The 15,898-nt window shown below is 33.4% G+C and carries 10 protein-coding genes; all 10 read right to left on the bottom strand.

Annotated elements, in window-relative coordinates; all coding sequences use genetic code 11:
- Window positions 1–27: 27 nt before the first annotated feature.
- Window positions 28–1,677 (bottom strand): L,D-transpeptidase, encoded by a 1,650-nt coding sequence (locus ACZ5B9_RS03855; RefSeq protein ID WP_464423434.1) that lies wholly within the window; start codon window positions 1,675–1,677, stop codon window positions 28–30.
- Window positions 1,678–1,860: 183 nt separating this feature from the next.
- Window positions 1,861–3,081 carry a MalY/PatB family protein gene (locus ACZ5B9_RS03850; RefSeq protein ID WP_464423433.1) on the bottom strand — a complete coding sequence of 407 codons (1,221 nt, stop codon included), beginning with the start codon at window positions 3,079–3,081 and terminating at the stop codon, window positions 1,861–1,863.
- A 22-nt stretch (window positions 3,082–3,103) separates the two neighbouring features.
- Window positions 3,104–3,598, bottom strand: coding sequence for a pyridoxamine 5'-phosphate oxidase family protein (locus ACZ5B9_RS03845; protein WP_464423432.1), 495 nt, complete (start codon window positions 3,596–3,598; stop codon window positions 3,104–3,106).
- Between the two features lie 39 nt (window positions 3,599–3,637).
- Entirely contained in the window at window positions 3,638–5,308 is a 1,671-nt protein-coding gene (locus tag ACZ5B9_RS03840) for a formate--tetrahydrofolate ligase (RefSeq protein ID WP_464423431.1), read from the bottom strand.
- Between the two features lie 1,184 nt (window positions 5,309–6,492).
- Window positions 6,493–6,672 carry a hypothetical protein gene (locus ACZ5B9_RS03835; RefSeq protein WP_464423430.1) on the bottom strand — a complete coding sequence of 60 codons (180 nt, stop codon included), beginning with the start codon at window positions 6,670–6,672 and terminating at the stop codon, window positions 6,493–6,495.
- A 192-nt stretch (window positions 6,673–6,864) separates the two neighbouring features.
- Window positions 6,865–11,262: a PolC-type DNA polymerase III gene (locus ACZ5B9_RS03830; RefSeq protein ID WP_464423429.1), complete on the bottom strand. Its 4,398-nt coding sequence runs from the start codon at window positions 11,260–11,262 to the stop codon at window positions 6,865–6,867.
- A gap of 672 nt (window positions 11,263–11,934) precedes the next feature.
- Window positions 11,935–12,135 carry a Sec-independent protein translocase subunit TatA/TatB gene (locus ACZ5B9_RS03825; RefSeq protein WP_464423428.1) on the bottom strand — a complete coding sequence of 67 codons (201 nt, stop codon included), beginning with the start codon at window positions 12,133–12,135 and terminating at the stop codon, window positions 11,935–11,937.
- A 2-nt stretch (window positions 12,136–12,137) separates the two neighbouring features.
- On the bottom strand, window positions 12,138–12,851 hold the full coding sequence (gene tatC / locus ACZ5B9_RS03820) for a twin-arginine translocase subunit TatC (protein ID WP_464423427.1): 714 nt from the start codon (window positions 12,849–12,851) through the stop codon (window positions 12,138–12,140).
- 35 nt (window positions 12,852–12,886) lie between these two features.
- The gene (locus ACZ5B9_RS03815) at window positions 12,887–14,584 is read right to left on the bottom strand and encodes an FTR1 family iron permease (RefSeq protein WP_464423426.1); all 1,698 of its coding nucleotides are present in this window, start codon (window positions 14,582–14,584) and stop codon (window positions 12,887–12,889) included.
- Window positions 14,562–15,800, bottom strand: a complete 1,239-nt coding sequence (efeB, locus tag ACZ5B9_RS03810) for an iron uptake transporter deferrochelatase/peroxidase subunit (RefSeq protein WP_464423425.1) — start codon at window positions 15,798–15,800, stop codon at window positions 14,562–14,564. The genes ACZ5B9_RS03815 and efeB overlap by 23 nt, the downstream gene beginning before the upstream one ends.
- Window positions 15,801–15,898 lie beyond the last annotated feature (98 nt).

Here is a 15,898-nt window from a genome sequence, read left to right as displayed (position 1 = left end):
CTCCTTATTGTTTATTTTAAGGTTATCTTATAAAACTACTGCTATTACAGGCTCTTCAGGTATCGTGTTATCTCTATCCTTGATTTTACTGTCTGCATTTATCCATCCAACAATAAATTCAATCTGATCATCAAAGTGTCTTACACATTTGTGAGAATCTTTGTATGTTCCTATTTTATGAGCCGTTCCTGTATTCAATGTTGATCCTCTGAAATTAAGTCCTACAGGAATTCCATGCATATAACCTCCACCACTGAATCTTACTGCATATCTAGCACTTCCTCCGATAGTTAAGTCTGATCTTCCAGGAAGAGTTTTATCCCCTTCTCTTGCGTGTCTTGTAAATGTCATATACGGTCTTGTGAAAGCTACTAGGAATGCTCCATGTGGCGTTTCATAAGAACCCCACCCATCTTTTCCTGTCGTTACATATGAATATGTAACCACCTCATATTTTCCAGTTTCAGGATTTCTTTGGAAAAGTACTTCAGTTTGGCTATGTGGATCAATCGCAATAAATTTATTTACTTCATCTTTTATATTTTCTACTTGTTTATAGGTTCCTTCTTTTTTCTCAATAAAGTAAGGTCCTCCATAAAATGGTGTTTCAATTTTTAACATATTATTTTCTTCACCAATTATTTTAAAAATTGTCTGGTCAGGAATATTAATAATTTCCCCTTCTTTTTTAGAATTTGCATAACCTATAATACTTTGATTATTTTTATTTCCAAATTTATCTTTTTCACTTGGTTTATCACGCGATAAAGGTTTGTATTCTGTAATAATATATAATGCCTCTTTCCCTTTAATTGCTGTATCAATGAATTTATTTACAATCTCAATTTTTTTAATCATTTTATCCCAATAGAATCCTCTTGGTGAAACCATGTCTTCGTTTCCAGCTATGAACCCTTTAACAGTTGTCGGATTTTCTGCAACAGCCTTTCCATCCTTATCTTTATTAGTTTTTCTGCTTACATTTGTACTGGCTCTTTTTGTAAATTCTGTAAAATACCATTTTGTTTGGCTATTTGCAGCGTCTGATACCATATCAAACAATATTTCAGGTTTTTCACTAAAGCTAAGATGTGCCACAGCATTCCCATTTGGTGCTTCTAATAAACTTGATCCTTTTTTTATAAATAAAAAATTATTCGTATTATCTGGCGAATGATTAGTAAACTTCATTTTATCAAAAGTTATGTCACTATTTTTATTATCTCCATAAATTGTAATATATCTTGTTTCATTCGGTTGAATATTTTTAGAATATTCAGGATAATATTCCTTAACTTTATCAAACATTTGTTGCATTGCTTGAAGTTCCATAACATTAAATTTTTTATCAAAAGCTATTTGATAAGTTAATATTTCTTTCCCACCTTGATTTGTGTAAATTGAAACAACTGCCCCTATCAAATTATCGACTACATTATAAGTTACAACGACTTTTTCATTTATTCCATCGCTATTAAAATCATAATCAAATACATCTTTTTCCTGCCCTTTTACCGTAATATTTTCAGAATATTCCTTTGGTAAATTTAATGGCTCTGCACTTGCATTAAATGCTACAACTGTATTAATCAATGCTAGTGCTGCTATTTCCACTTTCTTCCATTTTTTAATTTTTTCTTTTCCAGCTTCCATAATACTATCCAATTTTTTTGTCACAACTTCCCCTCCTACATTCATCCTTTTTAAAACATTTCCACTCGTTAATCCAAAAGTTATTCACTTTTTTCATTTTAATATCTCTCCATCCTTTTTTTATTTTTTATTTTAAAGTAGAAAATTTTAGTTTTCTCGTACATTATACCATAATATCCCTAAAAAAGTAAAATATAAAATCAAATTCTATTTACAAAATTGTGGAAATTCTGCCTTTAACACTTCATAAAGTCTTTCCAGCATTTTCTCCAGATATTTCGTTGGCACAGCCAGATTTACCCTCTCAAATCCACTTCCAGCTTTCCCAAACGTATATCCTTCACTAAAGAATATTCTTGCTTTTTTATTCATAAACTCTGCAAGTTCTTTATTTTTAAGTCCCAATGCCCGAAAATCTAGCCATTGTAAATAAGTTCCCTCAATTAACGGGGCTTTTAAATTGATGAACTTTTCTTCAAAAAATTTATTCACCAATTTCTGATTTTTATCAACTAATAGCAAAAATTCATCCAGCCATTCTTCTGCTTCTGTATAAGCCAGTTCACATGCCTTATATGATAATGTTGAAAAAACATGCATCGACATTTTTTCCATTTCAGCCTTGAATTTTTTACGTAGTTTCTCATTTTTGATAACTATATTTGAGATTCCTGCTCCAGCTAGATTGAAACTCTTTGTAGGGGCAGTACACGTTATTGTAATTTCAGCAAGTTCCTCTGATAAAGTCTGAAAAACCGTATGTTTATGCTCAGCCATCACAATATCAAAATGAATCTCATCAGAAATCACAATCAAATCATTCTCAACCGCAATTTTTCCAATTTTTTCTAAATCTTCCCTGCTCCACACAATTCCAAGCGGATTATGAGGACTGCACAAAAGCAATATTTTATTATTTTTATCTTTTGCAAATTCTTCAAACTTTTCAAAATCAATAGAATACTTGATTTCCCCATTCTCATTTTTACTCTCAACTAATCCACAATCCACCAATTTTCTCTTATTTGAAGTAATCGCTCTATAAAACGGATAATAAACAGGCGTAAACGTAATCACACCTTCATTCTCCTTCGCAAAAGCCTTAATTGCAACATATATAGCCGAAACCACGCCAGGAGTGCACAAAATCCAGTCTTTTTCCACCTTAAAACCATGCCTTCTCTCCATCCATCCTATAACAGCCTCATAATATTTCGGATAAGTCCCCGAATACCCCAGAACGGCCTCATCAATATATTTTTTTAGCCCTCCCGTTATCTCAGGAGCAATCTTTAACTCCATATCTGCCACAGAAAACGGAACAATATCGTCTTCCAGCTCTGGAAGCACTTCATACATCTGCTCCCACTTATATGAGCCTTGCCCTTTTCTACTTAAGATTGTTTCAAAATCATATTTTTTTGACATTTTTTACCTCCATTCAGATCCCCTACTCATGCTCCTTACAGCTCATTTCCTCAACCACAAGTTTAAACACACAAACTGCCTTCAGCATTTGCTCGTCAAACTCCCATTCTGTTTTTCCAGTATTATGTTTCATCAGTTCCAGCAACGCCTTCATTTTTTCCTGTGAATCTTCAATAATCTCAACTTTCCCATTTCCGATTACACTTTGAAATCTGGCGGTATAATTGCAGGATTTATCGCCTTTTGTGTAAATTTTGTGATTGGTGTCAAGTTCAAATCCTGCGTAGTTATTTTGTTTTATTATATCAAGTTTTCTCCCTGTCCTTGCACCATGAAAGTAAAATGTATAGTTTCCATTTTCTTCAGTAAAGCCAAAATTTAGTGGGACAATGTAGACTTTTCCGTTATCGTTTAAGCCAAGACGGCAACAGTCACAGGCTTTTATAATTTCTTTTATTTTTTCATTGTCTGTAATTTTTCTGTCCCGTCTTCGCATTTTTACTTTTGTATTTTCCATTTTTATGTTTTTCCATTCTATTATTTCTATATATTAAATTTAAAATAATCCCGAAATTACCCCATTTTCATCAATGTCAATTAACTCTGCCGCTGGCTTTCTAGGTAACCCCGGCATATCGATGATTTCTCCAGCCATTGCTACCAAGAATCCTGCTCCAGCTGATAGTCTTACTTCGTTGACTGTAATTGTGAAGCCTGTTGGTCTCCCTAGCAGATTTGGGTTGTCTGACAATGATTTTTGTGTTTTTGAAATACATATTGGCAATTTGTCATAGCCGTTTTCTACGTATTTTTTGATATTGTTAAGTGCTTTTGGTGCAAAATTCACTCCATCTGCTCCGTAAATTTCTTTTGCAATTTTTTCGATTTTTTCCTGAATTGACAAGTTCAAATCATAAAGTGGAGTGTATTTTTTGTCTGATTTTTCATTTTTTTCAATGGCGTTCATAACTTTTTCCACAAGCTCTTTTCCACCTTCTCCACCTTTTTCCCAAATTTCGCAGTTGGCAACTTCTACGTCCATTTTTGCACAAAAATCTTTTATCACTTGAATTTCAGCGTCAGTATCAGTTATAAATTTGTTAATTGCCACAACAACTGGCAAATTGTACTTTTGCATGCTTTCAATATGTTTTTCAAGATTTACAAGCCCTTTTGTCAATGTTTCAATATTTTCCGACTTCAAGTCCTTATCTCCGCCGTGATGCTTCAACGCACGAACTGTCGCAACGATTACAATAACATTTGGCTCCAATTTCCCAAGCCTAGCTTTTATATCCAAAAATTTCTCAGCCCCCAAATCAGCCGCAAATCCAGCTTCCGTAACCACATAATCAGACAATTTCAATGCCATTTTTGTAGCCAGTAATGAATTACATCCATGCGCAATATTCGCAAAAGGACCACCGTGAATAAATACAGGCGTGTTTTCCAAAGTCTGTACCAAATTAGGCTTTATCGCATCTTTTAGCAATGCCGCTACTGCCCCCTGAATGTTAAGCTGCTTAACTTTAAGCATTTCCCCTTTTCTATTATATGCAAAAACTATTTCGCCAATTCTTTCCTTCAAGTCAGTAATTGAATCAGCAAGACAGAAAATCGCCATAATTTCTGAAGCAACCGTTATTTGAAACGAATTTTCACGAGGCACGCCATTCACTTTTGGCCCAAGCCCAACGACAATGCTTCTTAGATTTCTGTCGTTCATATCAAGCACACGCTTGAAAGCAATATTATTCACATCAATATCAAGTTCATTTCCAAAATGTATATGATTGTCAATGCACGCAGAGATCAAATTATGCGCAGCCGAAATTGCGTGAATATCCCCCGTAAAATGCAAATTTATCTCTTCCATAGGCACCACTTGTGACATTCCGCCACCAGCAGCTCCACCTTTCATCCCAAACACAGGCCCTAAAGACGGCTCTCTAAGTGCCGCAATCGACTTGTATCCAAACTTGTTCAACGCCTGAGTCAATCCAACAGTAACAGTAGACTTTCCTTCCCCCGGAGGCGTAGGAGTAACAGCCGTCATTAAAATCAATTTCCCATCTTTTTTCCCTGCATTTTTCTTCAATACTTCCAAACTAACCTTAGCCTTATACTTCCCGTACGGCTCAAAATCATCCTCTGTAAGTCCAATACTTTCTGCAATCTCACCAATTTTTTTCAATTTCGCATTTTGAGCAATTTCAATATCCGTCATCCTAACATCCTCCTGTATTTTTTATTATTTATATAAAAATCGAAAAAGTCATGTTAATTAAAAGACTTTTCCGATATTCATTTATAATTTGTTCAGTTTTTATAACTTTTTCTTCGTAAATTATATCAAAATCAAAAATTTTCAAATGAGATAAAAACTTTTGTATTGACATTTTTTAATTTTTATGATAATATTTTATTAGAATCTAAGAAGTTCATATTAGCCCTTAATTTCCGCAAGTAGGGCTATTTTTTTTTACTATAAATTAAATAAACTAATAAAACAAAATTTACAATTCCTAAAATAGCATTAAATTTTTCAATCATTTTTATCACTTCCCTTTTATTAGATAAAACATAGAGAGGGGGAGGAAAGCCCTCTCTATTGATTATTTTGAGTTTCTTTTGTTAATAAAATAATCAATAGTTACGATGATTGTACATATTCCCGCAAGTAGCTGAACTATGTCTAAGAAGTCCATATAATCACCTCCTCTCTACGAGTTATATAATATTATATCTTTTTATAATTGTCAATATTTTTAACAGCAATTCGTCTTTTTCATTTTTTTAAAAAACTGTTTTTACAAGGATAAATATGAGACTTAATCTTCATTTTTGGAAGAGTGCAAAATAACGGAGAATTAAATTATATTAAATATAACAGGCAAAATAGAGATGAAATTCTATAACAATTAATTTGGTAGTTTTGTGAATCTAATTTTTAAGTATCCATACAAGATTTTCATAATAGGGTTGTTTAATAGCCAATTCATAATCATTAAATTATTTTTTAGATATTTTGATTAATAAATATTTTTTCATATTATTATGTTTTTTCTTTTTATTTCCGTAGGATTGCTCATTGCCGCAAATCCTACAACCTATGGCTAGTCTACGACATTTTTCTGCACTGACAAAAAACTCGCTATGCTCAGACAGTTTTGCCAGCACAGAAAAATGCTCCGACAGGTTATTTATACTAGGCTTTATTTGAAGAAAATTATATTTTAATTATTTGAAATTATTAGATTTATACCCCTTATCAGAAAAGTTTGTAATAAATCCGATATTTAAACCAAAAAAGACAGGAACACATTCCCCTCATCTGGAAAGCCCCTGTCCTTCAAATTCATTGTTTTTAAACTGCCATTATTCGTTTCATCTGTTTCGTATCACACATAGCTAGTATGTCCTGTTTCCGTACTTGTCTACGCAGTAGGCTTCTCCGTTAGCCCTTCTATAACATCTTATACCTCTTTCGGCAGCATCCCGTTCTGCTTCTTTCCAGCCTTTAGGGTCAAACAGCTCACACCCCACAACAGACATTGCAAGAATAATCATCAGTAAAATTTTCTTAAACATCGCACATCATCTCCTTCTGTTTTAAATATACATGTCAAATTACCATTCCATTTTATGTATTAACTGCTTATGTTTTTATATTTTTATTGTACAATATTTTATGTTGGAATACAAGGTGTTTCTGTATTTCTTCAATTTATTATTTTCAAAATTTTATTTATATTGAAAACGGAATTGATTTTGTATTATTTTCTAAAATAATGTCTGCTGATTTGTTGCTGACAAATCCTTCAAACATCCATATTCCTTCATCAGTTCCACAATCGTTTTATTCAATTTTGTACGTTTTACTAAATCCTCGATTGATAAAAAGTCAACTTTTCGTTCAGAAACGATATTTTCAGCAACAGCTTCTCCTAGTCCATCCATTGCGATTAATGGCATTCTGATTTTGCCATCCTGTATTGTGAAAAGTTTTGCTTCTGATTTATAGATGTCAATTTGTTCCAGTTCGATTTTACGGTAGTGCATTTCAATCAAAATTTCGTATAGAAATAATTCCTGCTTTTCTTTAGCGTTTAAGTTTCCTTTTCTGTCCATTTCCATTTTTGCACGTTTCAATTCTTCTACTGGTCTGAACATTGTTGTCATTTTAAAATCTCCAACTTTTCTATTTAGGAAAGCTGTGTAAAATTCTATTGGATAATGCACTTTAAAATAAGCGATTCTTACTGCCATCATCACATAAGCCACCGCATGCCCTTTTGGGAACATATATTTTATTTTTTCGCATGAATCAATATACCATTGCTCTACACCGTGTTCTTTCATTGTTTTAGAATATTCCTGCCACTTTTCACGATTTTTCGTAGGCTGTCCTTTTCTTACAAATTCCATTATTGAAAAGGCTAATGATTTATCCAGTCCATCGTCAATCAGCTTATTCATAATGTCATCCCGCACCGTGATAATCTGACTCAAGGTTGCAATTCCACTTCTTACGTAATCCTGTGCGTTATTTAGCCAAACGTCCGTTCCGTGTGAAAGTCCGGAAATTCTGACTAATTCTGCAAAAGTTTTTGGACGTGTGTCAACTAGCATCTGTTTTACGAAAGATGTACCAAATTCAGGTATTCCTGATGTACCTGTTGGAGAGCCAATTTCATCTGGAGTTACGCCAAGTGCTTCTGTACCGCTGAATAAACTCATTACTTCCTTATCATCAAGCGGAATCGTATAAATATCAACACCTGTCAAATCCTGTAAAATTCTAAGCGTTGTCGGATCGTCGTGTCCCAGTATATCTAGTTTTACAAGCTGTTCGTCCATTACGTGATAATCGAAATGGGTTGTTTTTGAAGTAGCTTTCATATCATTGGCAGGACGCTGGATTGGACAAAAATCGTAAATTGACTTGTCCTTTGGAACGACTATCATTCCTCCGGGATGCTGTCCAGTTGTTTTTCTAGCCCCTTCACAGCCTTTTGCAATTCTCATAACTTCTGCTTTTCTTTCCTTTATTTCAGGCGTTCCTTCCACTTCTTCAAGATACTTTTTCACATACCCAAAAGCATTCTTTTCGGCAAGCGTAGAAATCGTTCCAGCACGAAAGACATTGTCACTTCCAAACAGCTCTTCCGTATATTTATGAATCTCCCCTTGATATTCTCCAGAAAAGTTCAAATCAATATCTGGTACCTTATCTCCATTAAATCCCATAAACACTTCAAATGGGATGGCATGTCCATCTTTTATATATTTTGTACCACATTCTGGACAATTTTTATCAGGATAGTCAACTCCACTTCCTTCTTCATTCATAAATTCCGTATGCTTACATTTTGGACATCTGTAGTGCGGATAAAGTCCATTTACCTCGGTAATTCCCATAAGATAGGCAACTATTGAAGATCCAACCGAACCACGTGAACCTACAAGATAACCTGCGTCCACCGATTTATGCACAAGTTTCTGTGCAATCAGATAAAGCACTGCAAATCCATTTTGAATAATTGAATTAAGCTCCTTTTCCACTCTTTCCTTCAAATCTGGGTCAATATTTTCGCCATAAAGCTCTTTCAGCTTACTATAAGTCATTTTCCTTACTTCATCTTCAGCACCTTCGATTTTCGGTGGATAGAATCCAGTCGGAATTGGTCGCACTTGTTCTATCATATCACTAATTCTATGCGTATTTTCCACAACGACTTCCTGAGCCGTTTCTTCTCCCAAATATTGAAACTCTTCCAGCATTTCTTCAGTAGTTTTGAAATAAAGTTTTCTGTCAAAAAATTCATATTCTTTAACACCTTCTGCAACTTCAGTTTTCCACATTGTTCCGCTTCCCAGAAGCAAGACATTTCTGTTAATTACTTCCCGCTCTTCCAGATAGTGAGCATCTCCTGTCGCAACCACAATTTTATTCAGTTTTTTCCCAAGTTCGCAAAAATATTTGTTCATTTCCCTAATTATATCGTAATTTTCAATTTCCTTGCTTCTTTTTTCTACTCTGTCAGTATAATTTGCAACAGGATGAATTTCAATATAGTCATAAAATTTTGCTTTTTCTTCAATATCATCTTTTTCAGTTCCACGTAAATAAAGATTTACCAATTCACCTCTATTTCTTTCAGAAGCCGAAGCAGAACTTGCAATTAACAAATTTTCTCTCATGCTGTTTAACAAACTTTTTGGTATTCTAGGTCTTTTTTTTCCGAAAAATTCTATATGTGAACGTGATACAAGCTCGTACAAGTCACGAAGCCCAGCCTGATTTTTTACTAGAATCATGGTGTTCAATGTTTCCGAATTTTGAATATTCGGCTGTAAATCCGTATTAATTTCAATCAGTTTCAAAATTCCCTTGCTTAAAATCATATTTAAAAATTTCTGAAAAACTTCCGCAGTCGCCTTCGCATCATCAACAGCCCTATGGTGTGTTTCAAGCGTAATCCCAAAATATTTTACCAAATTAGCAAGACCATATCCTCTCAATTCTGGAAGCAATGTTCTAGCCAAAGGCAACGTGTCGATTACGCTTGGAGAATACTCAAGTCCTTGATCAATAGTTTTTTGCTTGATAAATCCCACGTCAAATTTCGCATTGTGGGCAACTACCGTTGTATCAGTACAAAATTCTAGAAATCTTGGAAGTACAGTTTCTATTTTTTCAGCATTTGCAACCATTTCGTCAGTAATCGTTGTAAGTTCCGTTATTTTTTGAGGAATTGGAATTTCAGGATTTACAAATTCAGAAAATTCTCCAATAACTTCCCTTCCACGCATTTTCACAGCCCCAATTTCAATTATTTTGTCATTAAACGGATCAAATCCTGTCGTTTCAATATCGAATACGACATAAATTTCATCTTCAATCATCTTATCCTTAGGATTTGTAATCAAGTCCTGCTCATCATCGACTACATACGCCTCCATCCCAAAAATAACTTTAAAATCCTCATTTGCCTCCTTAAACGCAAACGGAAATGAATGCACCACTCCGTAATCTGTCACAGCAATTCCACTATGCCCAAATTCTTTAGCCCTTTTCGCATAATCCTTGATTGACATAACTCCGCTCATTTCACTCATATTCGTATGTGCATGAAGTTCTATTCTTTTTTTCGGAGCATTGTCCTCTTTTTTCACATCTTTAGATTCTATAGCTTCCACTCTTTGCGTTCTGACATATTTTTCCCCACTATACATATCTGCCTCAAAACTTCCAGTAACCTTTACCCACTCCCCAAGTTTTACCTGAATATCCTCATTCGTGTTAAAAAATATTCTACAGCTAACAGAGTCTGTATAATCTGTAATCATAAAGTCACACATTAACTTCCCATTCTTAGTTTCTCTCATATCTACGTTAAAAATTTTTCCTTCTAGTGCCACATCATCACCATTGTTCAAAATATCAAGTGTAGAAAATTGCATTGCATCTATATCAGGAATTTTTTTCCATTTGTAATTACCTTTATTGTTGCCTCCATTAGCATTCCCGCCATTTGAATAACCGTTTCCGTTATTTCCGTTATTAAAATTTCCGTTTCCTCCGTAATGATTTCCATTACCATTGCTCATACTAACATTTTCATACTTTGGAAGTTCGCTTGCCTTTACCGAATTTAATTCATTTTGAGCCTTAATTTTAGCCTTCACTTCCTCAAAATCCCCATTTACAAACTCAATTTTTATCGAATTGTCCATACATTCATAAATTTTTCTTGTAAGTTCTTCCTTTGCCTCAGTTCTTTTTGCCTCTTCTATCAAATGGTGCGACGGTAATTTTATAAACACCGTATTTTCGAGACTTTCCACTTCGTAACTTGCAAAAATATACTGATACCTCTTGCTCTCATGCTTATAATTCTCAATCGCAAATTTTACAAACCCAACAACATCCTTCTGTATCAGCTCAGGATTAACATCCATCTTAATCTTCAATTTCAACCCATTCTCAAAACTCTTATAAAGCAGCTGCCTCAAGTCCTGTATCTCACTATGTGCAACCAGACTGCTTACCTTTATAAATATCTCCATCTCCCTTTTCCTAGAAAACAGATTAACGTACTCAATCTCAAAATTTCTAATCCCATATTTCCTAAAGAAATCCTCCGATGGCTTAACCTTCAAATACTTCGTACTCATTTTCTATCTATACCCCCTAACTTATTTTTTTATCTTTATCCTTGTTATTAAATCTATTCCTAAACATTCAATTAATTTATTTTTCTTAATTTTTTAGATTATTTTAATTAATAATAGTTTTTTCGTTTCTTTTTATGTTTTTTTCTTATTCTATTTAATATTAATTCTTTAACGCAGAGGTATCAAACGCCATACCTCTGCACTCCCGCTACCGAATTTTATAGCAAATTTATTTTTATACAATTAAATTTACTCTGTATTTGCGAAAGTGAGCGAAATTTTACGCAACGAGTTTCGATTTTGTTTTCAAAAAATGCTTAGACAAGCTGGGATTAGTGCGTAGCACTTTCTCCAAAATCTTCAGATGTTATAATTTGAAGAAATTGAAATAACTAATATTGCGAAATAAAAGGGGATGGCGACTAATCCCCTTTACGTAAAAAAAATATAAATTAATAGAAAAATCTTTATTAACTAAAATAATCTAAAAAAAAATTTAGAAAATAAATTAATTTACAAAGTAACTTTATTATATAATTTTTACAAAATTTTAGCAACACAATTTTCTCAAATAAAAAAATATAAGGACACAGTAATAATGCCCTTATATTGGGTAAAATCAAAAAATTGGTTATAAAATTATATTAATTAATTTATTTTAAAAATAATTTTTTATTTATCTTCTTTTTTATCCTCTATATTTTTAGTTTCATCACTTTCTGAATCAATTCCAGAAACTGATTTTTTAAATTCTCGAATCATTTTTCCGATGGATTCTCCCAGTTCAGGCAATCTTTTTGGTCCGAAAATAAGTAATGCCCCAAGTATAAGAACTATTAATCCTGGTCCTCCTATATCTCTAAAAATTCCCATTTTTAATCATCTCTCCTTCTTTTATAGACATATTTACAAACAGAAATACTCACTTCATAAAGTAAGATCAATGGTGCCGCCATCGTTAAATCGCTTATAAAATCAGCTGGCGTCAGAACGACTGCAACTACCAGCAAAATAAAGTAGCCATATCGCCTGTTTTTTATTAAATATTGCGGTGTCAAGATATGCAGCGAGGTTAGAAATGCCACAATAACGGGCAATTCAAATATTACACCAAGCGGTAATGATGTATGTAATACAAATGTTAAATAATTATTTGCTGTAAGTTGAATATTAAACAAGTCTTTGCCAAAAGATAGTAAAACATTTAGTAAAGCAGGTGTTACTATAAAAAATCCAAAAGAAAGTCCTGCAACAAATAATATAAAAGTTGCAGGCACATAAGATAAAATTGCCTTGGCTTCCTTTTCCTTAAGAGCAGGACGAATAAAAGCCCATAACTGATAACTTGTAAAAGGCAATGTTAAACTAAAAGCACATATTCCAGCCAGCATTAAATAAATGCTCAAAATATCATTAGGCCCAAGAACTGTGAGCTTCTGCTTGAATGAAGCCGTCAGTAATTTGTAAATATCGGAGCAAAATATCAAACTTATTAAAAAAGCCGCAATAAAAAATATAATTGTGATAATGAGTCTTTTCCTAAATTCGCTCAAATGTTCTACAAGCGTCTGTTCGTCAATTTTAGCCATTCTATTCCTTTCCGATATTTTATCTTTTAAAATTTTTATTTATCTTTTCTCTTTTTTATCAATGTAGCAATCACGATAATCACAATTAAAATTAATTGACTAATAAATACTTCCATATTTGCATAAATTCCCAAAATTTCCATTGTAGGCATAAAATGAACTACGTGTAACGGTAAAATCCCCACAACTTGCAGCATGTGAATACTTGTTCCAAGCATTTTAAATGCAAGGAAATAAATTGTCCACGTAAGTACAAAAAACACTTGATGTATTTTTATTTTTGAAGAGGCATATATTAAGACAAGTGCAATTATGATTAGTATTAATATCGCACTTACAATACCGATAATCAAATTCTGCAGTGAAATTAATGGTAAAATTCCTACATAAAACAATATTGTTTCTGCCCCTTCTCTAAATACTGCAAGAAAACTAAGTACAAACATTGAAATAAAACTTCCTGTACTTAATACAATATCCATTTTTCTGTCAATATAATCTTGCCAAGATTTCAAGGATGATTTACTATGCAGCCAAAATCCAATCCCAATCATCATTATAACTGCAAAAATTCCTACAAATCCTTCCAGAATTTCACGGTTTGTTCCTGAAGATACGGCAGGGAATAAAGCCTGAAGAGCAAATGCTATTACCACACTTGCAAAAATTCCAGCAGCAGCTCCTGCATAAACCCAACGCAATCCATTTTTCTGATTTGCAGCTTTTAGGCTGCTTACCAATGCCAGAACGATAAGAAGTGCTTCCACACCTTCACGAAGAAGTATAAACATTGCATCAATAAACGTATATTGTGCTTTTGTATCAATTTGTGATAATTCTGTAATTAATCCTTGTAATTGTTCCTGATACTCTTTTTCACTACCTTTTACCATGATTATTGGAGTCTGTGTTTCCACTTTTGTATATAGAGCTGAATTTCTCGTACTTACATCGCCTTCAACTGTAGGCCATACCTGAATAAACTCTTTCACTTTTGACTGACCTTTAGATTTATTTCCATTTTTAAAGGCTTCCAACGCATCTTTCAACATATCTACAGCTTCTTTTAGTGTAATTGTGCTTGAAACATTATTTTCTATCTTCTTGCCATCTAAATAGTCTTGTATTGTTGATTTCAAGTCATTAAAAGAATTTATTGTATTGTCATAATCAAATGGCTCCACTTCCATAGAGCTTCTTAAAAACGACATCGCAGTTTCCACTTTTCCATAGTAAGGAATACTTCTGCTTCTTATAAAACTTTCATTTCTTGTCCATACGCCATTAAATTTCAGATATTCTTTTTTCATAAGTTCTACATCTTTAGACTGAATTGCTTTTTCCAGCACATCTAAAGCAGGATTCATTCTTGACTGGAACTTTTTCTTTTCCTCATTATCGTCAACAGGATTCTGCTCTTTTTCAAAAGCTAATAGTGCTGTTGTAACTTCTCTCAGATCCTCTTCTGACAATGTGGACTTTTCTTTGTTTAAAAGTTCCTGTACTTTTTTTCCTTTTACTGAATCAACATTTTTCACCTTTTTAAATTCATCTCTTACTTCGGAAAAAAGTTTTTTTGCTTCATTTTGATTATTGTTTCTTATTGCAGTCGTCGTATCTGTTATTTTTATATAAAGGCTGCTATAACTTTCCTTTGCGATAACATTTGTGAAGAATAATATAAAACACAAAAATAGCAATATATTTATTTTATTCAAATAATTTCTGCCCAATGTATTCTCCTTTCTTTATCCCTCCAAAACACGCAAAAATTCCTGTTCCAATGTGAGTAATGTATTCATTCAGTTTATCTTCATTTCCTAAGCTGTTCTGAATCTTTATAAACTGATCAGGATGTTTTTGGAAACATATAAATAGCAGTCCTGCGTCAAACTGTCCGCTCACTTCATCTATTCCATTAGAATAAGAAAAGGCACGGCGTGCTATTTTAACGTCAGCTTTTTTGGCAAGATAAACATGTGAATCAATTGGTAGAACTGGTTTTCCATCTGGCCCTTTTTTATTTATGTCAATCGTTGCAAATTCGTCTGTTTCTCCAAAGGGAGCCCCGCTTTCTTTATACCTTCCAAACGTATTTTCCTGCTCCTGTAAATTAGTTCTATCCCACGTTTCAAGATGCATTTGAATACGTCTTACAATAAGAAAAGTCCCATTTTTCAGCCAATTATCTTTATCATACCAAACTACATTTTTAAAATCATTATCATTTTTCGGATTTTCCGTTCCATCTTTAAATCCAAAAAGATTTCTTGGAGTTTCTTTTCCATTACCAATTGGTAAAAAACCAGCTTGAGTCCATTTTAAAGTAATTAAGGCACGACCTTTACGAACAAGATTTCTCACAGCGTGAAACGCTACCTGCGCATCATCCGCACAAGCCTGAATACAAATATCTCCGCCTCTGTACTTATCCTTTATCTGGTCTCTCGGAAAATGTGGCAAATCCTTGAATTCTTCCATTTTCTTATTATCCATTTTCAATTTATCCAGAAAAGATGGACTTATTCCAAAAGTTATTGTCAAACGGTATGGATTTAATCCCACTGTTTCTCCTGTATCCAGTGGAGGAACTAGATGATTTGCAAGTTCTGGAGCTACAAGTTCACCTTTCATAAGTTTTTCAGAATAATCTGTCCAGTCCTTAAACATCTGCTTTATTTCTTCCCTGTCCGTAGAATGTAAATCTAATACTGCAAAATAGACGTTTTTTTGAACAGGAGTAGCAATTCCTGACTGATGTTCCCCATAAAATGAAATCTTTTCATTTCCAACAACCTGATTTGCTTTACCGCTGAACATGTTGGCAAAAATCGCACTAGCTCCACTTGCTCCAATTGCGGCTCCAGCTCCTACCATTCCAGCTTTTTTCAAAAAATCACGACGTGATATTTTTTTATCAAACCATTTTTTATCATTTTCGTCACTCATTGTATTTACCTCTTTTATACTGTAAGTTATTTTAAGATGTGTTCGATAATCTAAATGTTAATTTTAACAAGGGGGAATTAACTCCTTATCTAATAATA

Source organism: Leptotrichia sp. SK-5 (genome assembly GCF_055387215.1).
This window is presented reverse-complemented; position numbering and strand designations above follow the sequence as displayed.

What these genes read in the sequence shown, in the direction of transcription:
- ACZ5B9_RS03825 (WP_464423428.1), bottom strand. Translation starts at nt 12,135, where the DNA reads ATGGGAATTTTTAGAGATATAGGAGGACCAGGATTAATAGTTCTTATA.
- efeB (WP_464423425.1), bottom strand. Translation starts at nt 15,800, where the DNA reads ATGAGTGACGAAAATGATAAAAAATGGTTTGATAAAAAAATATCACGT.
- ACZ5B9_RS03835 (WP_464423430.1), bottom strand. Translation starts at nt 6,672, where the DNA reads ATGTTTAAGAAAATTTTACTGATGATTATTCTTGCAATGTCTGTTGTG.
- tatC (WP_464423427.1), bottom strand. Translation starts at nt 12,851, where the DNA reads ATGGCTAAAATTGACGAACAGACGCTTGTAGAACATTTGAGCGAATTT.
- ACZ5B9_RS03830 (WP_464423429.1), bottom strand. Translation starts at nt 11,262, where the DNA reads ATGAGTACGAAGTATTTGAAGGTTAAGCCATCGGAGGATTTCTTTAGG.
- ACZ5B9_RS03845 (WP_464423432.1), bottom strand. Translation starts at nt 3,598, where the DNA reads ATGGAAAATACAAAAGTAAAAATGCGAAGACGGGACAGAAAAATTACA.
- ACZ5B9_RS03840 (WP_464423431.1), bottom strand. Translation starts at nt 5,308, where the DNA reads ATGACGGATATTGAAATTGCTCAAAATGCGAAATTGAAAAAAATTGGT.
- ACZ5B9_RS03850 (WP_464423433.1), bottom strand. Translation starts at nt 3,081, where the DNA reads ATGTCAAAAAAATATGATTTTGAAACAATCTTAAGTAGAAAAGGGCAA.